The sequence below is a fragment of the Bacillus sp. BS3(2021) genome (assembly GCF_021043345.1).
Lineage (GTDB): Bacteria > Bacillota > Bacilli > Bacillales > Bacillaceae > Bacillus > Bacillus paralicheniformis.
This window is the reverse complement of the sequence record NZ_JAJNDM010000001.1, coordinates 13,914-34,902: the sequence shown is the minus strand read 5'-3', so window position 1 is coordinate 34,902 and position 20,989 is coordinate 13,914. Positions and strand designations below refer to the sequence as shown.

Sequence of the window (20,989 nt, the reverse complement as noted above, 5' to 3'; positions counted from 1 at the left end):
ATGTTGGGATTTCTTCAAAATATCGGCCGCGCGCTCATGCTGCCGATTGCCGTTCTTCCTGCTGCAGGCCTCCTGCTCGCCTTGGGAAGAGAAGACCTGTTAAACATTCCGTTTATCGCCGCTTCAGGACAATCGATTCTTGACCAACTGCCGATCATCTTTGCGATAGGCGTTGCAATCGGTTTGTCAAAGGATGGCCACGGGGCCGCCGCACTATCCGGAGCCATCGGTTATTTTGTCCTGACAGGCGGCTTAGCAGCCATCAATGAGAACCTGAACATGGGCGTTCTCGGCGGAATTATTTCAGGTGTAGTCGCCGCCGTCATGTATAACCGCTTTAAAGATGCAAAACTGCCTGACTGGCTCGGGTTTTTCGGCGGAAAACGAAGCGTTCCGATTATGACAGCCTTCTGTTCCATTATTCTTGCAGGGATTTTCGGCTTCGTCTGGATTTACGCACAGCAGGCCATTGACGCCATTGGCGGCTGGATTATCCATGCTGGGGCATTGGGAGTCGGCATATTCGGTCTTTTAAACAGACTGCTCCTGCCGCTCGGCCTTCATCACATTTTAAACAATATGGTTTGGATGGTCTTTGGAGAATTTGCAGGCAAAACGGGTGACATGAACCGGTTCTTTGCCGGAGATCCAAGCGCCGGCGCCTTTATGACAGGGTTCTTCCCGATCATGATGTTCGGTCTTCCTGCGGCATGTCTGGCAATGATCGCGGCCGCAAAAAAGCATCGCCGCAAAGCAACGGCCGGATTGCTGATCGGATTGGCGTTCACATCATTTTTAACAGGTATCACGGAGCCGATTGAGTTCACATTCATGTTTTTATCGCCGCTTCTCTTCGGTATTCACGCCTTGTTAACCGCAAGCGCCATGACCGTGACCAATATGCTCGGTATCCACCACGGCTTTACCTTTTCAGCCGGGACGATCGACTACCTTTTAAACTTTGGAATCGCCACAAAGCCGCTGCTTTTGCTGCCGCTCGGTCTTGTATACGGCATTATTTATTTCATCATCTTTTATTTCCTGATTACGAAGCTCAATTTGAAAACGCCTGGACGAGAGGAGGACGATGACCAGGAAAACACACCTGTCAGCCCTGACACAGGATCGTCCAAATACGATACCCTTGCGGACAAATACATCGAAGCGCTTGGCGGAAAAGAAAACATCGAGACGCTGAACAATTGTGTAACCCGCCTCCGTCTCAAGGTCCGCGATGCTTCCAAACTGGATGAAAGCACGATGAAAGCCATGGGAGCAAAAGGATTCGTGAAGCTTAATCAGCACGATGTACAGGTGATCATCGGTACAGACGTTGAATTCTTGGCCAATGAAATGAGAAAACGCACTGAATAAAAGATAAGCCCCTTCTGCACTTTGCATGAAGGGGCTTTGTTATTTTATGATTGCTCTTTCACGTGAACTTTCAGTGTTGCTTGTACTTCTGGATGGAGTTTCACGGGAACATTTGTATATCCCAATGAGCGAATCGCATCGTTTAATTCGATTTTACGTTTGTCGATTTTTAACTGGTGGCTTTTTTGCAGCGCGTCCGCGATTTGTTTGCTTGTCACGGAGCCGAATAGACGGCCGCCTTCTCCGGACTTGGCTGAAAGTTCCACCGTGATGTCCTCAAGTTGTTTTTTCAGCTCTTTCGCATGTTTCAGTTCTTCAGCCGCTTCTTTCTTCTCTTTTTTCTTCTGGCCTTCAAGCGCGCTGATATTGGATGATGTCGCTTCAACAGCCAGCCCTTTTTTGATCAAAAAGTTGTGCGCGTATCCATCCGCTACATTTTTTACTTCGCCTTTTTTCCCTTTGCCTTTAACATCCTGTAAGAAAATTACCTTCATTTCTGAATGCCTCCTTCGAAATACTCGTCAATCGCTTCTTTCAGTCGGCGGAGCGTTTCTTCAACCGTGATATCGGTCAGCTGTGTCGCGGCATTGGTTAAATGACCGCCGCCCTCGAGCGCTTCCATGATGATTTGAACATTCACTTCGCCGAGCGACCTCGCACTGATGCATACCGTATTCTCGTCTCTTCTCGCCACAGCAAATGACGCTTCGACATCACTCATGGACAGAAGAGAATCCGCGGCTTGCGCAATGATAACCTGGTCAAAATATTCGTCCGCCTCATCGTCCGGCAGCGATGCGATGGCGATGCCGTTTTGATAGAAAACGGTATGCTGAATCAGCTTCGCCCTTTTAATATAATGATCGGCTGTTTCTTTTAAAAACTTTTGCACCAATACGGTGTCAGCGCCTTTTGCGCGCAAATATGACGCCGCATCGAACGTACGGGAACCGGTGCGCAGCGAGAAGCTCTTCGTATCGACAATAATCCCGGCCAAAAGGGCTGTTGCTTCGATCATGTTAATTTTTAAGCGCTTCGGCTGGTACTCGAGCAGCTCTGTCACAAGCTCCGCTGTAGATGAAGCGTACGGCTCCATATAGACGAGCAGCGGGTCTTTAATAAACTCTTCCCCTCTTCTATGATGATCGATAACGACGATATTTTCAATTTTATTGACCAGCCTTTCTTCAATGACAAAGGAAGGCTTATGTGTATCAACGATCACGAGCAGCGTGTCGTCTTTCGCAATCTCAAGCGCCTCTTCCGGCGTAATAAACCTGGACCACAGTTCTTCGTATTTTTTAATTTCCCCGATCAGTCTTTGAACGCTTGAACCGATCTGATTGGAGTCGATCACGACAAAACCGTCTTTGCCGTTTGCTTGTGCGACCTTCAAAATCCCGATGGCTGATCCAATCGAATCCATATCGGGAAACTTATGACCCATGATAATCACATTGCTGCTTTCAGAGACAATCTCCTTGAGAGCGTGTGAAATGACCCGGGCCCTGACGCGCGTCCGTTTTTCCATCGGATTCGTCTTGCCGCCGTAAAACTTCACTTTCCCGTTCGGCTGCTTGATTGCCACCTGATCTCCTCCGCGTCCCAGCGCCAGGTCAAGGCTGGATTGCGCCAAGTCGCCAAGCTCTTTCAATGATGCAACAGATGCACCGATTCCGATGCTTAACGTCAAGGAGATCGTATGAACGGATGTCTTCTCCCGAACTTCATCAAGGATCGAAAACTTCGATGCTTCAAGCTCGCTTAATATGTGTTCGTTTAATACACCGATAAACCGCTCAGAGGAAACACGTTTTAAGAAAATGCCGTACTCTTGGGCCCACTGGTTCAAAAGCGATGTCACTTCACTGTTTATCGAGCTTCTTGTCTGGTCATCAAGCCCTTGTGTCACATCGTCGTAATTATCGAGAAAGATGTAGGCAAGGACCGTTCTTTCATTTTCGTATTGTCTCTCAATCTGCGTCTGCTCTGTGACATCGAAGAAATAAAGCAGCTTTTCTTCCCGTTTGATAACCACATTAAATTTCCGCTCATTCAGCGTAATCGTTTCTGTGTCCACTTCCTGCTTAATCAAAGGGACGACAGATTCACAAGTATCATAAAGCGACCGGCCGACGAGCGTATTTTCATTAAAGCATGACGCCATAAAAGGATTGGCCCACTCGATATAGTACTGATCGTTAAACAGCATGATCCCGATCGGCATTTCGAGCAGCGCCTCTTCCCCGACTTTTTTCAGACGGTAAGACAGCGTCGATATATAATCGTCCAGCTCTTTTCTGATTTGGGAGTCCGCCCGTCTCAAAAAGTACAATATGACACCCAGAATCAGAACGCCGGCCGCTCCTGCCACCCAATTAAAATAAATGTTGATGAGGACAGAAATGATTGTGACGACGATTAAAGAATATATGGGGTATCGAAATAACGGTTTTTCATAAAAACTTGGCACTCAAATCAACTCCTCACCATTGGAGAACATCGTGGCTACGATTTTTTTACTCTTTCTCTCAAGTTAAAGCCTATGTCAATTATACCTAAGATGCGAACAAGGTACATCAGGGGCGAAAACAACCCGATAATTAAAAAAAGAACCGGCAGGACAGTTGGCAGTTTCTTGGCATGGCAAAAGTAAAACACAAATGAAAACCCTTGAATGATCAAGACAAAGCCCATGATGAGACTCGCATTTAGCAGAATGGAGTAATATATGCTGCCCTCTTCAACGGGAGCCAGCGACAGAAGAATCGTCAATAAATAGATCCAAATCATGCTTTGCGGAAGCCTCATATCCCTGAACGGTTTCAAAGACGGTATTTGGATGATGCGCCGAAGCACCGGCTTGGCGAGCAGGTGATTCAAAAACGCGGTGATTCCGGAAAATATCACAATGGCTGTCGGATATAAATATTGCGCCTGTTTGAATTGTTCATTCAGCAATTCGATCTGTTTAGCCGCTTCTTTATCATTTCCAAACTGTTTGATACTTGATTCAAAGGTTTTGATTGTTTCATTATATGCTTGATTGGCCGTCTCTATTAAGTTTAACCCGAGAAACTGAATGCTGATGAAAAGCAGCAGCACGATCGAAATCATGTATGTAACAGCTGATGCAGCAATCGCTTGGGCTGGCTCTTTTCTTCTGTAGAAAAAGCCCATGATCACACCCGCAGCACTTACTGGAATAGCAAACATCAGCCCGCCTAAGGAACCGGCAATCAACGAAACGGGTAAACTGACCAACCCTACCGAAATCCCGGGCTTTGGACCGTGCCTGATTGTTTGAACCATGGCAGGCAGCGGCAGCGTCAATAAAAGAATGGTTCCGATAAAAGGCATATAGAGGCTGATCATCAGCAAAACGGCAAAAATACTGACCATGATAGCGCCTTCTACTAAAGCTCTTGTTTGTTTCACTTGTTCACCTCGTATGTTTAAATGTCATGAATCAAAAAGAGCAGCATAGACGACTGCTCTTTTCTAACGCCGAAAATTTCATTTTCAAATAAAGACGATAAGATGAGCAGGTCTCGGCCTTCTCTCATTGTTTCTTTATTCTAACATAAGGTCAAATCGCAAGTAAAACGATCATAAGGCTTGAGAAAACGAGTAAATGTTCCATGTGAAACACTGTCAGTCGAGAAACCCCGACTTCTCTTTATTTTTCTTTCTCGCTTTTCTGATCAACAACAATATAATCAAAATTGCGATCAGAAGCGTCACGCGAAGCCCGCCACTCAAGAATAGAAAAAAGTCCTTCAACACATCCAACACATTGATCACCTCTCATTGTTGTCACTTAGATGCAAAAATCCCGTATTATTTGATTTCCCCTTTCCAAAACGGTCTAAAACGTCCCTCCGATTCTTCTATTAACCTTTTGACGGCAATGGGCATATGCTGACTAAGAAAAAGCAATAAAGGAGAATCTGCATGACAACAAAAACATTGGCTTGGCATGAAACGATGGAGTTGCATGAACTGATCGCGGCCCAGTCTGTCGGATTGGTCAAGATCAAAAAAAGCATAAAAAAAATCAGCGATCCTCAGTTAAGACAGCTTTACAGTGTTTCAGCGAAGGCATTGGAGCAAAATTTAAGGGAGCTTCTTCCCTTTTTGCCAAAAACCCCGGCATTTCATCGGGAGGAAGAACGGGCCGACCTGTATTTTGATGCGGGTGATCTGTTGGTATTGGCGAAAACGACCGTTCGAAACTATGCGATTGCGATCACGGAAACGGCGACGCCTGAACTCAGGAGAGTGTTTGTTAAACAAATCAATGCGGCTATTAAATTGCATGAGCAAATTTTTTATTTTATGTACCAAAAAGGCTTATATCCCGCCTATAATCTCGTTGACCTGCTAAAAGGCGACGCCATGCACGCGCAAAAAGCGATATCGATGAGATAAAAAAGCCAGCAAGGATAGGATCCTTACTGGCTCTGTTTTAGGCTATTTTACAATTAAAACCGGACACTTCACTCTTTTCGCCACTTTATGGCTGACACTTCCCAGCACCATTTCCTGCAAAGTGTTCAGCCCCCTGCTTCCGATAATCACGATATCAACATCATGATGGTTGGCGTACGATACTATCGTCGGGCCCGGCTCCCCGTGCTGCATCGTCATTTGATAGGGAACGGCCGATTGTTTTAATTTATTTTCTATCGACAGCAGCCTGCTGCGCCGTTCACGTTCGAGTTCTGCACGGTTTTCGCTATGCAGAACTTCATGTTTTGCTTTCGCATAATCCAATACATAAATAACGTCAACGACCGCCTGCTTTGACATGGAAGCCAAATGAATCGCATGATCGGCCGCTCTTTCAGAATGCTTTGAGCCGTCAGCAGCCAGCAATATATTTCTATACACCCTTCATCACCCGTTTCTTAGTGATTTGACACTGAACGATGAGGCTGATCATAAGTTGCCAGTTTTTCGACCAGCTTCCAGCTGGACTCATTTAAACCAATTAAGTCAACGTCTATTCCCTGATCTTTCATTTTCAAAACGACTTTATCGATAGCCGCCACAGCGGAATCATCCCATATATGGGCCTCTGAAAAATCAAGAATAACCTTTTTCGTTTGCTCATCCGTTTTAAAAGACTTTACGAAATCTTGAACAGATGCAAAGAAAACTTGTCCTTTGATGATGTACTTGATCGCATGTTCTTCTGACGTTTCTTCAATCTTCAATTTAGAAATTTTCGCCACGAAGAAGATCGCGCTCAAAATAACACCGGCGAAAACCCCTTTTGATAAATCGTGGGTCGCCACAACGGTAATAACGGTCACAAGCATGACAATGGAATCCGTTAGCGGCACCTTTCTTAACATGCTGAACGAAGACCAGTCAAACGTACCGATCGATACCATAATCATCACACCGGCTAAGGCCGCCATCGGAATCTGTACGACCCAGTCGCCCAGCACCATGATCAAAAACATTAAGAAAACGCCGGCAACCAAAGTGGACAAGCGGCCTCTTCCTCCTGATTTCACATTGATCACAGACTGGCCGATCATCGCGCATCCCGCCATGCCTCCGAAAAACCCGGCGACAATGTTGGCGATGCCCTGTCCGCGGCTTTCCTTGTTTTTATCGCTTTCCGTATCCGTCATATCATCAACAATAGAAGAGGTTAATAATGACTCAAGCAAGCCGACGATGGAAAGCGCAAAGGCTGTTGGAAAAATAATGGCCAACGTCTCAAAATTGAAAGGAATATTGGGGATCATAAAAGCAGGCAATGATTGCTTTATTTCTCCCAAATCACCGACAGTGCGCAAATCAAAATGGCCAAAAATAGCAAATGCAGTCATCGCAATAATAGCAACAAGTGCAGATGGAACGGCTTTTGTAAAGCGGGGAAGAACATAGATAATCAACAACGTAATCCCGACCACAACATACGTCATATTCGAAACTCCAACAAAATGAGGAACCTGCGCCATAAAGATTAAAATGGCGAGCGCATTTACGAAACCTACCATAACCGACCGCGGAATAAATTTCATAAAGCGCGCAATCTTCAGCACCCCAAATATCAATTGGATGATTCCCGTTAAAATCGTAGCAGCAAATAAATAATCAAGCCCGTGATCCCTGACCAAAGATCCCATCAAAAGAGCCATCGCCCCGGTCGCGGCTGATATCATCGCCGGACGGCCGCCCGTAAAGGAAATGACAACAGCAATACAAAAAGATGCGTACAAACCGACCATCGGGTCTACACCCGCAATGATGGAAAACGCTATGGCTTCAGGAATGAGAGCAAGCGCTACGACGATACCCGAAAGGATATCCCCCCGTACATTAGAAAACCATTCGCTATTTAATTGTTTAACATTCAAAGATTCAACACCTCGTTCGTAATCATTTGCTTCTAACTCTCATAGAAGCCATCTGTTTTTAACATGTTTCACTTTAGCAGACCTGTATCAAAATGTCTATATGGTTTTTTTTCCGCGGCCGTTTACTCCCCGCAATCCCGTGGAAATGAACACGAAGAAATTAAGAATGTAATTTTGAAAAGAGTCCAATCTAATCATTAGAGGAGGTTTCAATATGGCGCAAGAGCTGGAAAAACGACCGGGGCATACAAGATGGTATATTTCTTCTTTATTAAGCAGCATGATCATTTTAAATTACTTTGACCGTGTTGCTATTTCAGTCGCGGCTCCTGCGATACAGGATTCCTTTCAATTGACGGCAACCCAATTAGGCATTGTCTTTTCCATCTATACCTATTCATACACGCTGATGCAGATTCCGGTCGGGAGTCTCTTGGACAAGTACGGCGTTGCCTGGGTAACAAGGGTCGGAATGACCGTATGGAGTTTTCTAACCATTATATTGGCTTTTTTACAGGGGAAATTGCTTCTTTATATTGTCAGATTTTTAATCGGGCTGACGAGTGCTTCAGCATTTCCTGCCGCTTCCAAAGCCACGGCCTTATGGTTTCCGCAAAATGAGCGCGGTCTTGCCAATTCCCTGTTCGACTCAGCGGCCAAGTTCGCAAATGTCATCGGTGCGCCTCTCGTTGCCTTTTTAGTCACGACATTTGACTGGCGAGCCGCTTTTTTAACGATTGGAATCATCAATGTACTATTTACCGTATTTTTCTGGATGTACTATGAACAACCCGATCGGCACAAACGAATCTCAAAAGAGGAGCTCCATTACATTCAAAAGCATAATGCCGTATCAGAGGAAGACATCTCGGAACGGACGCTCATTGCTTTAAAAGCAATGCTTGCAAACCGCAAAGCATGGGGGCTGATGATCGGATTCACGGGTTATGGCTATACATTCAACCTGCTCTTAACCTGGCTCCCGACTTTCTTTAAAGAAACATACGGAATGGATATTATGTCATCGGGGCTGTTTACTGCGGTTCCCTGGCTGATATCGACGATTTCCGGAATCGTTGTGGGCGGATGGCTCGTCGATTTTTTAATTCAAAAGGGGCATTCGAATACAAAAGTATACCAGACCATCATCGCAATCGGCATGAGCCTTGGATTTGCCTTTTTGGGAGCTGTCTTCACGCACAACATCACGATCGCGATCATCTGCATTTCCGTCGGCTTAGCCGGAATATCTGCGACTGCGCCCGTTGGCTGGTCGATATCAGCTGATATTGCACCGGCTGGTTCCATCTCTCTGCTTAGCTCAATGGTCAATTTGGCAAATAACTTATTCGGAGGGATTATCGCGGTTTCTTTAACGGGTTATCTGGTCGATGTGACCGGTTCATTTACGCTCAGCTTTCTAGTAGCCGGGTTTGTTTTACTGCTTGGACTCGTGTTCTACCTTGCAGTCCTCGGCGACATCAAACGGATACAGATTGACAAGCAGGAAACCTGAATGCTGCAGGAAACGACCCGGTTTTTGATGAATAAAAAAAGAACAAGACCGTATTGGGTCTTGTTCCTTTTATCGGCTTACTCGCCTGCTACGTATGGAAGTAAAGCCATTTGACGAGCGCGTTTGATTGCAACAGTCAATTTACGTTGGTATTTCGCGCTTGTTCCTGTTACACGGCGTGGTAAGATTTTACCGCGCTCAGAGATAAATTTTCTAAGAAGATCTACATCTTTGTAGTCGATGTGCGTAATGCCGTTAGAAGTGAAATAACACACTTTACGGCGTTTCGCACGACCGCCTCTGCGTCCTCCTGCCATCGTTATTTCCCTCCTTTCTATTCTGGTTTTGTTTTATTCGTCCGTCATCCATTAAAATGGCAAGTCGTCATCAGAGATGTCAATCGGCTTTCCATCGTTTGCGAATGGATCGTCATTGAAGCTGTTGCCTTGATTGCGATTCTGATTGTTTTGACTGCCGCCGAATGGAGCCGGTTCATTCTGTCCGCCGCCAAAGTGTTGGCCTCCCTGGCCTCCGCTGTAACCGCCTGAACCAGAACCGCCGCCTTTAGGCTCCAGAAATTGAACACTTTCAGCTTGAACTTCCGTAACGTATACACGCTGTCCTTGCTGATTTTCATAGCTGCGCGTTTGCAAACGTCCATCTACACCCGCAAGACTTCCCTTTTTAAGGAAATTCGCAACGTTTTCGGCTTGTCTTCTCCAGACAACACAGTTGATGAAATCAGCTTCACGTTCACCCTGCTGATTCGTAAACGTACGATTGACAGCAAGCGTAAAGGTGGCAACAGCTGCACCGCTTGGAGTATAACGAAGCTCTGGGTCCTTTGTCAGTCTGCCGACTAAAACAACTCGGTTAAGCATATTGAGAGACCATCCTTTTGCTTTAGAATATATAATTCAATTCTGTTTATTCTTCTTCTTTAACCACGATGTGGCGAATGATGTCATCACTGATTTTAGCTAAACGGTCAAATTCTTGAACTGCTTCAGCTCCAGCTTGAACGTTTAAGATTTGGTAGAATCCGTCGCGGAAATCGTTGATTTCGTACGCAAGACGGCGTTTTCCCCAATCTTTTGTTTCAGTGACCTCCGCACCGTTAGTTGTTAAAATGTTGTTAAAACGCTCAACAACAGCCTTTTTAGACTCTTCATCAACGTCTGGGCGGATGATGTACATGATTTCGTACTTTCTCATTTGTATTTGCACCTCCTTTTGGACTAAGCGGCCCATTATATTGGGCAAGGAGCAATAATCCTATTACTCACAATTTTATATTATATCAAAGCTCTTGTCCTATTTCAACCGCGTTATACATTAAAACGGAAATGAATGACATCGCCGTCTTTCACAATGTATTCTTTCCCTTCAAGGCGGACTTTTCCGGCCTCTTTTGCTGAGGCCATGCTTTTCGCCTCCAGCAGATCGTCGTAAGCGACCGTTTCCGCACGGATAAATCCGCGTTCAAAGTCTGTATGGATGATGCCCGCACATTCAGGGGCTTTCATTCCTTTTTTAAATGTCCAGGCTCTGACTTCCTGTTCTCCCGCTGTAAAATAAGTGGCTAGTCCAAGGAGGGAGTAAGACGCTTTAATCAGCTGATCCAGACCGGATTCTTCGATGCCGAGTTCTTCAAGGAACATCGCCTTCTCTTCGCCTTCAAGCTCTGCGATTTCGGACTCAATTTTGGCGCAGACGACGATGACTTCCGCGTTTTCAGCAGCAGCAAATTCCCGGACCTTCTGGACGTACTCGTTTCCTGAAGGATCAGCCACTTCATCCTCGCTGACATTCGCTACATATAAGACAGGTTTTGTCGTCAGCAGATGAAGCTGCTTCAACACCTTTTGCTGCTCTTCCGAGAACTCGACAGAACGGGCCGGCTTTTCCTGTTCAAATGCCTCTTTTAACTTTGTCAAAATCTCAAATTCAAACACGGCTTCTTTGTCTTTTTGCTTGGCCATCTTTCCGACCCGGCCGATCCGCTTCTCAACGGTTTCAAGGTCAGCCAGTATCAGCTCAAGGTTGATCGTCTCGATATCCGAAATCGGGTCTACTTTCCCGGACACGTGCGTGATATTGTCGTCGGCAAAACAGCGGACAACATGGCAGATTGCGTCCACTTGGCGGATGTGGGACAGGAACTTGTTTCCGAGCCCTTCTCCTTTTGATGCTCCTTTTACAATGCCGGCGATATCGGTGAATTCAAATGCGGTAGGGACCGTCTTCTTCGGATTGACGAGTTCTGTCAGCTTTTGCAGACGCTCATCAGGAACCTCTACGATTCCGACGTTTGGATCAATCGTACAAAACGGGTAGTTGGCCGATTCTGCCCCGGCCTGAGTAATTGCATTAAATAAAGTTGATTTCCCAACGTTAGGCAAACCAACAATCCCAGCTGTTAAAGCCATTGTTTCATCTCCTCTATAATGAACATCCATGTGTAGTCGTAAATGTTAAACCTGCAACAATTATAAGGATGATTACAGTAAAAGACAAGCTGACAAAACTTGCTTTTCACTCATACAAACTAGGTGAAAATTCATTTTTCGTTGAGATCGAAAAAAAAAGCATGAGGGGGGTCCGCTAAGATTAAGATTCGGACTCCTCATGCTTAACTAATATCTTTTTCAGCTTTCTTTGAAACTCTTTACGCGGGATCATGACACTGTGTGAACAGCCTTCGCACTTAATCCGGATATCCATTCCCATCCGAATGATCTTCCAGCGGTTCGTCCCGCAAGGATGCGGCTTTTTCATTTCGACCACGTCATTCAGGCCAAATTCTTTATCGGCCAACATCTTTCACCTCTTTGCTTCCTTGTTGTGATCTTATTGTACAAAAAACCACAGCGAAAGAGCAATTCTTCATAACCATAAATATATTTATTTCCATTTACTTAAAATTGGATAAAGTAAAATATTTACCAATAAATACAAATTTAATAACCCGTAAATTGGATATAAAAAAGCGATTAAATTTGAAAAGCCGATTGATGTAAAAGGCACCATGATCGACAGGAGCAGGAGGACGATTACCCATCTCGGCCAGTTCACAAGTGACAGAAAGCGGCTGGACAGCCCGAGAATGCTTGAGATCGTCGTTGTGTAGATCGCGACGCAAAGAACAGCCGTCATAAAAATAAAAATCGGAAAAGGCGCGCCCTCCAAAACCGCGAATAAAGGAATTTCATAATGGGCCAGTTCACCGGCAAGCTCTACAAGGGTCTCATTGTACATGTATGAAATAGCGCCAAACACCAGGCCGCTTAATATGCTGGCAATCTTCGCTTCTCCGACTCCCTTCATCTCTTTGCCGACCGCAGACAATACAGCGACAACAGATAATATGTTCAGCGAAGTGAATGCGATCCCGGCAGGCCAGTTGTATTGATGAGTCAAATTGAGCAGCCACGGCTGATGATGAGCGGTTTGAAAAGAAATCAGCGCATACAACAGCCCAGCCACCAAAATCGGGATTAAGTAGCTGTTAACGGACAATATGCCATTAAGCCCCCAGAAAAACAACAACCCTGTGCATAAACAAAATAAGATGACGCCCGTCCAAAACGGGATATGGAAGATTTGCAGCGTTACCCCGCCTCCTGCAATCATCACAATCGTCGTCGTAAACAAATACAGGATAATCAACACATCGTATACTTTAGCCAGCAGCGGACCGATTAATGTTTCGAGCACAGGCAGAAAATGCTCTGATTTTTGTTCGTAGCTGATCTTCATCACAATATAGGTTGACAGGCTGAACATGATCGTAAACAACAGGATAGCCAGTCCGCTTTCATCACCAAAAAACTGCCATATTTCCTGGCCGGACGCATATCCCGCACCTATTAAGCTTCCTAAAATAAGAAGCATCCACTTCATCCCGGCTCTCCACACGATTTGCTCACCCCAGCAATATAGTTTTTAAGCTTGTTTCTCCGCTCATGACACTATATTGCCGGTCCTCTATAAAAATTCATGAAACTCCTTTCGACTTTTCTCATTCAAATGAATAAATTATATCAATATAATAAAGTAAATTATCATATCTTCTTTTAGTAAAGTATTTTTTTCGGCTGACCAAATCGTTTCATCCAAAGCATAAAAAAAGAGACAGCTGGATATACTGTAAACAACCATTCATACTCGAAAAATACACCAAGGCACTGCTGTTACCATGATGACAAGGATGTGAAGCCTATGAATCGAAAAGGCGGAATTTTTTCTCAAGAACCAATAAATGAATATATTTCTCATTCGGATCCGCTAGCTGTGAAACAAATAGAGAAAGTTCTTTCCGTCTATTTAAAGGAAGCCGAAGACCGGCCCATCGTGATCGTTTGCATCGGTACAGACCGCTCCACCGGAGATTCGCTCGGTCCCCTCGTAGGAATGAAACTCTCCGCAAAACAGCTGTCACGTTTTCATGTCTATGGAACACTTGCCGACCCGGTTCACGCCGTAAACTTAAATGAAAAGATTGATCATATTCATCAGCAGCATCAAAATCCATTTATAATCGCGATCGATGCCTGTCTTGGACGAACCAAAAGCGTGGGATCTTTTCAAATCGGCAAAGGACCTTTGAAGCCGGGAGCAGGCGTTCAGAAAAGCTTGCCTGAAGTCGGCCACGTGCATATTAACGGAATTGTCAATGTCAGCGGCTTTATGGAGTATTTTGTCCTGCAAAATACAAGGCTCAACCTTGTCATGAGCATGGCAAATGTGCTTGCTGACGGGTTGTCGCATCTGGAGAAAGCCGGGTGGCAGCGACGCCATGTGTCACCAATTCAAAAAATGACCGGAAGGATGTCATAAAAAAACCATCTGTACATGATCAGATGGTTTTTAAGCTTATGCGTCTTCTTGGGCCAACAATTCGAGAATACGCTCCAAGTCTTCATTTGAGTAAAATTCGATTTCGATTCTGCCTTTTTTCTTTTGCTTTTTAATGGTCACCGGTGTTCCAAAATAGTTTCGCAAGTACGACTCTCGTTCTTTGATTACTGCATCTTTTACTTGTTTCGGCTTCTTTGTTTCACGTGGAACATCAGCATTCAACTGTTGAATTAACTTTTCAAGCTGGCGAACGTTCAGCTGTTCGGACACGACCTTTTGAACAAGCGGCTCAAGCTTTTTCTTGTTTTTCAATCCAAGCAATGTTCGGCCATGGCCCATCGATAACGTGCCGTTGTCGATTAACTTTTGAACGTCTTCAGGTAGTGTCAGCAGCCGTAAGTGGTTGGCGATGTGAGGCCTGCTTTTTCCAAGCCTTTTTGCCAGCTGTTCCTGGGTCATATCGAGATGTTTGAGCAAAGATTCATAGGCTTTTGCTTCTTCAAGCGGAGACAGGTCTTCTCGTTGAAGATTTTCCAATAGGGCAATCTCCATCATCAGGGATTCCGACAGCTCGCGCACAATCGCAGGAATGGTTTCCAATCCGGCTTTTTCAGCAGCCCGGTAGCGGCGTTCTCCGGCTACAATATCATAGCCTTTAATTGACTTTCTGACGATGATGGGCTGCAAAACACCGTGTTGCAAAATGGACTCCTTCAAATCTTTTAACGATTGGTCATCAAACGTTTTTCTTGGCTGATAAGGGTTGGGCCGCAAGTCTTGCAGCTTAATTTCCTCAACCGTTTCTTCGGATAAATCAACATTTGAAAACAATGCATTAATCCCTTTTCCGAGACCTTTAGGCATTCGCAGCCACTTCCTTTGCTAATTCTAAATAGACTTCCGCTCCTCTGGAACGCGGATCATATAAAATGATCGGCTTTCCATGGCTCGGCGCTTCACTGAGCCGGACATTCCGTGGGATAACGGTTTGGTATACTTTATCGCGGAAGTACTTTTTCACTTCTTCGATGACCTGTATGCCTAAATTCGTTCTTGCATCAAGCATTGTCAGCAATACACCGTCTATCATCAGATCCGTATTTAAATGTTTTTGTACGAGCCGGACAGAGTTGAGCAGCTGGCTCAGCCCTTCCAGCGCATAATATTCGCACTGGACCGGAATCACGACGGAATCGGACGCCGTAAGCGCATTGATTGTAAGCAGCCCTAATGACGGCGGGCAGTCAATAATCATGAAATCATAGTTTTGTTTAACAGATTCCAAAGCCCTTTTCAGCCGGACTTCACGGGAAATGGTCGGAACGAGTTCAATTTCCGCCCCCGCAAGCTGAATCGTTGCAGGAATGACATCCAAGTTTTCTACGGATGTTGTTTTGATGACATCTTTTACATCTGCATCATCTACTAATATATCGTACACACATTGATCAACATCAGCCTTTTCAACGCCGATACCGCTTGTTGCGTTTCCTTGCGGGTCTATGTCGACTAACAAAACCCTTTTCCCGATGTAAGCTAAACAAGCTCCCAGGTTAACAGAGGTTGTCGTTTTACCAACGCCACCTTTTTGGTTTGTGATCGCAATAATTTTCCCCACAATGTCACCTACTTTCACATTGAACAAGTTTCTCTCATTTCTCTATTTTAACAAAAAAAGAATCGGCCGTTTGCTTTTTTTGAATTTTTGTTTTTTCAAAGAGATCCGTTTTTTCTATTTTTCGACATAAAGAAACCATTTTTTTATCTCAGAAAAAAGAGAAGAGATATTCAAGTGAAATGAAAGATAGTTTTATTATTATATTAATATAAAAAAATCCCCCTGTCTTAGGGGGATTTCAATCAATCTGCTGCGGGCATTTTCCGGGTAGCGATGGCAATTCTGTTCCAGGCATTTATTGTGATGGCTGCCATGATCAGTTCGGCTGTTTCAGCTTCTGTAAAATGGGTCCTGACTTCGTTGTATACTTCATCCGGCAGCCCGTGCTCGCCGATTCGCGTAACGGCTTCAGTCAGCGCCAATACCGCCCGCTCTTTTTCCGTGAAAAAAGGCGCTTCCCGCCATGCATTGAGCGCATATATCCGCTGTTCCGTCTCACCGTTCTGCCTTGCATCTTTCGTATGCATATTTAAGCAGAAAGCACATCCATTCAGCTGTGAAGCCCGGATTTTGATCAGTTCCTTTAAAATGGGATCAATGTTTGAGGAAGCCTGCGCTTTTTCAAGCTCCAGCATTCCTCTGTAGCCCTTAGGGTTTACTTTTTCCATTAGAAATCTCGTTTCCATGTCTATTCCTCCTTTAAGTGTTTCACTTATATAACAAGTGAGGAACGACGTTTGTGACAGAAAACGTTATATTTTAATGTTCTTCAGTTTATCGGGGTTTGACACGATAAACACATTTTTGACGGAATCGCCTTCCGGGTTCCAAGCAAAGCAAACAGCGTAAGCCGGACGGTTGTTTTTCATGATCAAAACGCCCTTTTGGCCATTGATATCGACAGGCATAAAGCGACCGGAAAAGCTTCCCTTTGAAACAACTCCCGTAAAAAAAGCATAAATGCGGCTCTTTCCATAGATCGGTCTCAACGCGCTGCGTACTTTTCCGCCGCCATCTGTATACAATACGGCATCTTCAATCAATGTTTTGGAAAACTCCTCAAAGTCACCGGTTTTCGCTGATTCGATAAAAAGCCGGGCCAGTTGCTGTTCTTCGACCGGCTGTGATAATACCGAAATATCCCCATTTAGCTTCTGTTTCAGCCGGCTGTGGATTTTACGGCAGTTCGCTTCAGACTTCCCGATTATGGACGATATTTCCTTATAGTGATATCCAAATACTTCTCTAAACAACAAAATGGCTCTTTCCACAGGATTTAATCGGCTCATAACTACCAGAAAAGCGTAGGAAACCTTTTCTTTTTCTTCAACGTATTCCGCCGGACTTTGAGCTGAAAGTGCCACCTGTGGTTCCGGAAGCCATTCCCCGATATATACCTCTCGCTTCTTGCGGGCAGACTGCAGTTCATTTATGCAGCGGTTTGTGATAGATTTCGTCAAATATGCTTGAACATGGTCAATTTGACTGATATCTTTTTCCTGAAGGTCTGCGAACAATTCCTGGACGATGTCCTCTGCATCTTGCAAAGAACCGAGCATACGGTAAGCAATTGAAAAAAGCAATGAATGATATTGTCGATAATATTCCATAGATGCTCCCCCATAGATATTTTGCCTAAAAAAATAAAAGCTCTATAGGGAGCTTTTATTTCGGTATCTTGATCGTAAACTGAATATATTCTTCAAATTCCTCTTCTTCCGTATTCAGTTTGACGCCGCTGTCTTCCACCATTGATAAGGACTGGCGAATCGTATTCATCGCGATTCTTGCGTCTCTGCTGTACGCTTTTCTCTTTGGTTTCGGCTTGCGTTTATCCTGCTCAAGCATTTTGACGACACGGTCTTCGGTTTGCTTTACATTTAAATTCTTTTCAATGACTTCATGTAACAGCTTGACCTGAAGGTCGGGCTGTTTCAACGGTATGAGCGCTCTTGCGTGGCGCTCTGAAATTTCTTTTTTCAAGATCGCTTCCTGCACCTCTTCCGGAAGCTTCAACAGTCTGAGCTTATTGGCGATTGTTGACTGGCCCTTTCCAAGCCTTTGTGCAAGGGCTTCCTGCGTCAAATCGTGAAGCTCTAAAAGCCTTGCATAAGCATGCGCTTCTTCAATCGAAGATAATTCTTCCCTCTGAAGGTTTTCGATAAGAGCGACGGAAGCGGTCTCCGTATCTGAAAAATCCTTAATAATAGCGGGAACCTTCTCCCAATCGAGCGTTTGAACCGCCCGCCAGCGCCGCTCTCCGGCTATGAGTTCATATTGGCCTTCCCGCTCTGTTTTTCTGACGACAATCGGCTGGATAATGCCGTGTGTATGAATGGTTGCAGCTAATTCTTTAATTTTTTCTTCTGAGAAAATGGTGCGCGGTTGAAAACGGTTAGGAATTATATCGCCTACTGGAATCTCTTGAATTTCTTCTTTATTCGTATCATGTTCAGCAATCTCTGCTTCTTCTTCCTTGTCGCCAAGTCCGAAGAGACGAGAGAATGAATGCTTCATGTACCTACACCACCTTTAAACACTGCCATTTTTATAATTCTATTTTCTCATGAATTTTCCTTCTGTGACATCACGAAATTTGAAGAAAACGAATAATTTAACCTTCTATAGGAGATTTATTAGGTGTTCCAGGCTTTCTTGGAAATTTCTTCGGTGTCTGCGATTGTTTTTTGATGACAATGATGTTTCTGTCGCTTTCTTCAATTGGCAGCTGAAAAGAATGTACGGTTTCAATTTTGCCTCCAAGCATTTTGATGGCTTTTTTGCCCGTTTCAATTTCTTCATCAGCCGAGGCTGCTTTTAATGCTACGAATAAACCGTCTTTTTTCACAAGCGGAAGGCAGAGCTCGCTGAGAACCGAAAGGCGGGCGACAGCGCGTGCCGTCACGACGTCATAGCTTTCCCTGTGGTCTTTCGATCTTCCGAATGTTTCCGCGCGATCATGGTAAAAAGCTGTGTTTTCCAGCTTCAAAGCATCTGACAGCTGATTCAAAAAGTGAATCCGTTTGTTCAGCGAGTCAACGATTGTGACGTGAAGGTGAGGAAAACAGATTTTTATCGGAAGGCTTGGAAATCCGGCGCCCGCTCCAACATCACAGAGACTGTTCATCTTTTTGAAATCAACATAAAAAGAAGCGGCAATGGAGTCGTAAAAATGTTTTAAATACACTTCTTTTTTCTCGGTAATCGAGGTTAAATTCATTTTTTCGTTCCATTCAACAAGCCATTCGTAATAGGTCTCAAATTGCTCCAGCTGGAAGGAAGAGAGGGAGATGCCTTTCTCCTCCAAACCGGCTGTAAATTGCTCAATGTTCATGCCGTCACCCTTTCTATTCCGCAACCTTGGCAATCCGTCCCTGCTCTAAGTAAACGAGTAGAATGGAAATATCAGCAGGATTGACGCCGGAAATCCGTGAGGCCTGTGCGACCGACAGCGGTCTGACCTCTTTCAATTTTTGGCGCGCTTCCGTTGCAATGCCTTTGATCGCGTCATAGTCGATTCTGTCAGGAATCTTTTTGTTTTCCATTTTCTTTAGTTTTTCGACCTGCTGCAAGGACTTTTCAATATATCCTTCATATTTAATTTGAATTTCAACTTGTTCAGCAACGTCGCCGGCGACTTTTTGTTCAGGCGGCGCAAGAGCAGTAACGGTTTCATAATTCATTTCAGGCCGCTTCATCAGGTCGGTCGCGCGTATGCCGTCTTTGAGCTCACTGCCGCCCAATGAACGGATATATTCCTGATTTTCCTTTGTCGGTTTGATAATAACAGAATGAAGGCGTTTTTTCTCTGCTTCAATGGCCGCTTTTTTCTCTTGGAACTTTTGATATCGTTCTTCAGAAATCAAACCGATCTGATAGCCGATCTCGGTCAGGCGCAAGTCTGCATTGTCGTGACGCAGAAGGAGCCTGTACTCCGCACGTGAAGTCAGCAGGCGGTACGGTTCGTTTGTTCCTTTCGTTACAAGGTCGTCGATCAATACGCCGATATAAGCGTCAGAACGGCTGAGAATGACCTCTTCTTTGCCAAGCGCTTTCCGGCCCGCATTGATGCCGGCCATAATTCCCTGTCCGGCCGCTTCTTCATAGCCTGATGTTCCGTTAATCTGTCCGGCTGTGAAGAGTCCCGGAATTTTTTTCGTTTCCAGTGTCGGCCACAGCTGTGTCGGTACGATCGCATCATATTCAATCGCGTATCCTGCCCGCATCATTTGCACATTTTCAAGACCGGGAATAGTTGAAAGCATTTTTCGCTGCACATCTTCAGGAAGGCTTGTCGACAATCCCTGGACATAGACTTCCTGGGTGTTGCGCCCTTCAGGTTCAAGAAAGATCTGGTGTCTCGGTTTGTCGTTAAAGCGGACAACCTTGTCTTCAATTGAAGGACAATATCTTGGCCCCGTTCCTTTAATCATACCGGAATACATCGGTGAGCGATGCAGATTGTTGTCAATGATTTCATGCGTTTCCGGGCTTGTATATGTGAGCCAGCACGGAAGCTGATCTGTAATATATTCCACTGTCTCATACGAAAAGGCCCGCGGCACTTCATCGCCGGGCTGAATTTCCGTTTTGCTGTAGTCAATTGAGTGGCTGTTGACCCGCGGCGGCGTCCCTGTTTTAAAACGGACGAGATCAAAGCCGAGCTCATCAAGATGCTCAGACAGCTTGATGGACGGCTGCTGATTGTTCGGCCCGCTGGAGTATGATAGATCGCCAAGAATAATTTTTCCTCTCAAAAATGTCCCCGTCGTCAGAACCACAGTCTTAGAACGGTACTCCGCCCCTGTTTGGGTTACAACGCCCCGGCATTCCCCGTCTTCAATAAGAAGGCGTTCGACCATTCCTTGCAGCATGGTCAAATTCGGTTCATTCTCAAGTGTCTTTTTCATCTCGTGCTGATATTGGAATTTGTCAGCCTGAGCCCGCAGCGCCCGGACGGCAGGTCCTTTTCCAGTATTTAAAAGCCTCATTTGGATATGAGTTTTATCGATATTTTTAGCCATTTCCCCGCCGAGCGCATCGATTTCGCGGACGACGATTCCTTTTGCAGGTCCGCCGACAGACGGGTTACATGGCATGAAAGCAACCATATCAAGGTTAATCGTTAAGACAAGCGTTTTTGCGCCTTGTCTGGCTGACGCCAGCGCCGCTTCAACACCGGCGTGTCCGGCGCCGACGACAACGACGTCATATTGGCCTGCTTCATAGCCCATATGCTTTGTT

At 45.0% G+C, this 20,989-nt stretch carries 23 protein-coding genes; 4 read left to right on the top strand and 19 right to left on the bottom strand.

Annotated features, from left to right (window positions below):
• Nucleotides 1–1,374 carry an N-acetylglucosamine-specific PTS transporter subunit IIBC gene (nagE, locus tag LQ247_RS00175; protein WP_020453632.1) on the top strand — a complete coding sequence of 458 codons (1,374 nt, stop codon included), beginning with the start codon at nt 1–3 and terminating at the stop codon, nt 1,372–1,374.
• A 44-nt stretch (nt 1,375–1,418) separates the two neighbouring features.
• Here nagE and rplI read toward each other — a convergent pair whose 3' ends face one another.
• From rplI to LQ247_RS00155, 4 genes are all read right to left on the bottom strand, one after another.
• Nucleotides 1,419–1,868 carry a 50S ribosomal protein L9 gene (gene rplI / locus LQ247_RS00170; RefSeq protein WP_020453633.1) on the bottom strand — a complete coding sequence of 150 codons (450 nt, stop codon included), beginning with the start codon at nt 1,866–1,868 and terminating at the stop codon, nt 1,419–1,421.
• Entirely contained in the window at nt 1,865–3,847 is a 1,983-nt protein-coding gene (locus LQ247_RS00165) for a DHH family phosphoesterase (RefSeq protein WP_020453634.1), read from the bottom strand. The genes rplI and LQ247_RS00165 overlap by 4 nt, the downstream gene beginning before the upstream one ends.
• Before the next feature lie 35 nt (nt 3,848–3,882).
• The gene (locus LQ247_RS00160) at nt 3,883–4,812 is read right to left on the bottom strand and encodes a YybS family protein (RefSeq protein WP_020453635.1); all 930 of its coding nucleotides are present in this window, start codon (nt 4,810–4,812) and stop codon (nt 3,883–3,885) included.
• Between the two features lie 216 nt (nt 4,813–5,028).
• Nucleotides 5,029–5,169 carry a hypothetical protein gene (locus LQ247_RS00155; protein WP_020453636.1) on the bottom strand — a complete coding sequence of 47 codons (141 nt, stop codon included), beginning with the start codon at nt 5,167–5,169 and terminating at the stop codon, nt 5,029–5,031.
• Nucleotides 5,170–5,328: 159 nt separating this feature from the next.
• On the opposite strand from LQ247_RS00155, the gene LQ247_RS00150 reads away from it, so the two are divergent.
• Nucleotides 5,329–5,805 carry a spore coat protein gene (locus tag LQ247_RS00150; protein WP_035338130.1) on the top strand — a complete coding sequence of 159 codons (477 nt, stop codon included), beginning with the start codon at nt 5,329–5,331 and terminating at the stop codon, nt 5,803–5,805.
• A 42-nt stretch (nt 5,806–5,847) separates the two neighbouring features.
• Here LQ247_RS00150 and LQ247_RS00145 read toward each other — a convergent pair whose 3' ends face one another.
• Both LQ247_RS00145 and LQ247_RS00140 read right to left on the bottom strand, forming a co-directional pair.
• Nucleotides 5,848–6,267 (bottom strand): universal stress protein, encoded by a 420-nt coding sequence (locus LQ247_RS00145; RefSeq protein WP_020453638.1) that lies wholly within the window; start codon nt 6,265–6,267, stop codon nt 5,848–5,850.
• Between the two features lie 17 nt (nt 6,268–6,284).
• Nucleotides 6,285–7,751 (bottom strand): SulP family inorganic anion transporter, encoded by a 1,467-nt coding sequence (locus tag LQ247_RS00140; RefSeq protein ID WP_020453639.1) that lies wholly within the window; start codon nt 7,749–7,751, stop codon nt 6,285–6,287.
• Between the two features lie 214 nt (nt 7,752–7,965).
• Here LQ247_RS00140 and LQ247_RS00135 point away from each other — a divergent pair, with 214 nt between their 5' ends.
• Nucleotides 7,966–9,267, top strand: a complete 1,302-nt coding sequence (locus LQ247_RS00135; protein WP_023856804.1) for an MFS transporter — start codon at nt 7,966–7,968, stop codon at nt 9,265–9,267.
• A 77-nt stretch (nt 9,268–9,344) separates the two neighbouring features.
• On the opposite strand, the gene rpsR is transcribed toward LQ247_RS00135, so the two are convergent.
• From rpsR to LQ247_RS00105, 6 genes are all read right to left on the bottom strand, one after another.
• Nucleotides 9,345–9,584 (bottom strand): 30S ribosomal protein S18, encoded by a 240-nt coding sequence (rpsR, locus tag LQ247_RS00130; protein ID WP_003178022.1) that lies wholly within the window; start codon nt 9,582–9,584, stop codon nt 9,345–9,347.
• Between the two features lie 51 nt (nt 9,585–9,635).
• Nucleotides 9,636–10,148: a single-stranded DNA-binding protein SsbA gene (gene ssbA, locus LQ247_RS00125; RefSeq protein WP_003178024.1), complete on the bottom strand. Its 513-nt coding sequence runs from the start codon at nt 10,146–10,148 to the stop codon at nt 9,636–9,638.
• A 46-nt stretch (nt 10,149–10,194) separates the two neighbouring features.
• Complete coding sequence (gene rpsF, locus LQ247_RS00120) at nt 10,195–10,482, bottom strand: 30S ribosomal protein S6 (RefSeq protein WP_020453642.1); 288 nt, start codon at nt 10,480–10,482, stop codon at nt 10,195–10,197.
• A gap of 113 nt (nt 10,483–10,595) precedes the next feature.
• Complete coding sequence (gene ychF / locus LQ247_RS00115; RefSeq protein ID WP_035338134.1) at nt 10,596–11,696, bottom strand: redox-regulated ATPase YchF; 1,101 nt, start codon at nt 11,694–11,696, stop codon at nt 10,596–10,598.
• A 181-nt stretch (nt 11,697–11,877) separates the two neighbouring features.
• A complete protein-coding gene (locus LQ247_RS00110) occupies nt 11,878–12,084 on the bottom strand; it encodes a DUF951 domain-containing protein (protein WP_011201785.1) in 207 nt (68 codons plus the stop codon).
• Nucleotides 12,085–12,171: 87 nt separating this feature from the next.
• Entirely contained in the window at nt 12,172–13,185 is a 1,014-nt protein-coding gene (locus LQ247_RS00105) for a YkvI family membrane protein (protein ID WP_023856802.1), read from the bottom strand.
• A 303-nt stretch (nt 13,186–13,488) separates the two neighbouring features.
• On the opposite strand from LQ247_RS00105, the gene yyaC reads away from it, so the two are divergent.
• The gene (yyaC, locus tag LQ247_RS00100; protein ID WP_035338136.1) at nt 13,489–14,106 is read left to right on the top strand and encodes a spore protease YyaC; all 618 of its coding nucleotides are present in this window, start codon (nt 13,489–13,491) and stop codon (nt 14,104–14,106) included.
• Between the two features lie 36 nt (nt 14,107–14,142).
• On the opposite strand, the gene LQ247_RS00095 is transcribed toward yyaC, so the two are convergent.
• The 7 genes from LQ247_RS00095 to mnmG all read right to left on the bottom strand — a co-directional run bounded on the left by LQ247_RS00095 (nt 14,143) and on the right by mnmG (nt 20,979).
• On the bottom strand, nt 14,143–14,991 hold the full coding sequence (locus LQ247_RS00095; protein ID WP_020453646.1) for a ParB/RepB/Spo0J family partition protein: 849 nt from the start codon (nt 14,989–14,991) through the stop codon (nt 14,143–14,145).
• The gene (gene soj / locus LQ247_RS00090) at nt 14,984–15,745 is read right to left on the bottom strand and encodes a sporulation initiation inhibitor protein Soj (RefSeq protein ID WP_020453647.1); all 762 of its coding nucleotides are present in this window, start codon (nt 15,743–15,745) and stop codon (nt 14,984–14,986) included. Before soj ends, LQ247_RS00095 begins: the two co-directional genes overlap by 8 nt.
• Before the next feature lie 242 nt (nt 15,746–15,987).
• Nucleotides 15,988–16,431, bottom strand: a complete 444-nt coding sequence (locus LQ247_RS00085; RefSeq protein ID WP_023856800.1) for a carboxymuconolactone decarboxylase family protein — start codon at nt 16,429–16,431, stop codon at nt 15,988–15,990.
• Between the two features lie 66 nt (nt 16,432–16,497).
• A complete protein-coding gene (locus tag LQ247_RS00080; RefSeq protein WP_231005396.1) occupies nt 16,498–17,355 on the bottom strand; it encodes an RNA polymerase sigma-70 factor in 858 nt (285 codons plus the stop codon).
• Nucleotides 17,356–17,410: 55 nt separating this feature from the next.
• Nucleotides 17,411–18,262 (bottom strand): nucleoid occlusion protein, encoded by an 852-nt coding sequence (gene noc / locus LQ247_RS00075; RefSeq protein WP_023856799.1) that lies wholly within the window; start codon nt 18,260–18,262, stop codon nt 17,411–17,413.
• 97 nt (nt 18,263–18,359) lie between these two features.
• Nucleotides 18,360–19,079 (bottom strand): 16S rRNA (guanine(527)-N(7))-methyltransferase RsmG, encoded by a 720-nt coding sequence (gene rsmG / locus LQ247_RS00070; protein WP_020453651.1) that lies wholly within the window; start codon nt 19,077–19,079, stop codon nt 18,360–18,362.
• Between the two features lie 13 nt (nt 19,080–19,092).
• Nucleotides 19,093–20,979, bottom strand: a complete 1,887-nt coding sequence (gene mnmG, locus LQ247_RS00065; protein ID WP_020453652.1) for a tRNA uridine-5-carboxymethylaminomethyl(34) synthesis enzyme MnmG — start codon at nt 20,977–20,979, stop codon at nt 19,093–19,095.
• Nucleotides 20,980–20,989: the final 10 nt, after the last annotated feature.

Bases quoted from the DNA above. Each gene is read 5' to 3' on its own strand.
- nagE (WP_020453632.1), top strand. From the start codon at position 1: ATGTTGGGATTTCTTCAAAATATCGGCCGCGCGCTCATGCTGCCGATT.
- rplI (WP_020453633.1), bottom strand. From the start codon at position 1,868: ATGAAGGTAATTTTCTTACAGGATGTTAAAGGCAAAGGGAAAAAAGGC.
- LQ247_RS00150 (WP_035338130.1), top strand. From the start codon at position 5,329: ATGACAACAAAAACATTGGCTTGGCATGAAACGATGGAGTTGCATGAA.
- LQ247_RS00135 (WP_023856804.1), top strand. From the start codon at position 7,966: ATGGCGCAAGAGCTGGAAAAACGACCGGGGCATACAAGATGGTATATT.
- rpsR (WP_003178022.1), bottom strand. From the start codon at position 9,584: ATGGCAGGAGGACGCAGAGGCGGTCGTGCGAAACGCCGTAAAGTGTGT.
- ssbA (WP_003178024.1), bottom strand. From the start codon at position 10,148: ATGCTTAACCGAGTTGTTTTAGTCGGCAGACTGACAAAGGACCCAGAG.
- rpsF (WP_020453642.1), bottom strand. From the start codon at position 10,482: ATGAGAAAGTACGAAATCATGTACATCATCCGCCCAGACGTTGATGAA.
- ychF (WP_035338134.1), bottom strand. From the start codon at position 11,696: ATGGCTTTAACAGCTGGGATTGTTGGTTTGCCTAACGTTGGGAAATCA.
- yyaC (WP_035338136.1), top strand. From the start codon at position 13,489: ATGAATCGAAAAGGCGGAATTTTTTCTCAAGAACCAATAAATGAATAT.
- LQ247_RS00095 (WP_020453646.1), bottom strand. From the start codon at position 14,991: ATGCCTAAAGGTCTCGGAAAAGGGATTAATGCATTGTTTTCAAATGTT.
- LQ247_RS00085 (WP_023856800.1), bottom strand. From the start codon at position 16,431: ATGGAAACGAGATTTCTAATGGAAAAAGTAAACCCTAAGGGCTACAGA.
- LQ247_RS00080 (WP_231005396.1), bottom strand. From the start codon at position 17,355: ATGGAATATTATCGACAATATCATTCATTGCTTTTTTCAATTGCTTAC.
- noc (WP_023856799.1), bottom strand. From the start codon at position 18,262: ATGAAGCATTCATTCTCTCGTCTCTTCGGACTTGGCGACAAGGAAGAA.
- rsmG (WP_020453651.1), bottom strand. From the start codon at position 19,079: ATGAACATTGAGCAATTTACAGCCGGTTTGGAGGAGAAAGGCATCTCC.
- mnmG (WP_020453652.1), bottom strand. From the start codon at position 20,979: ATGGGCTATGAAGCAGGCCAATATGACGTCGTTGTCGTCGGCGCCGGA.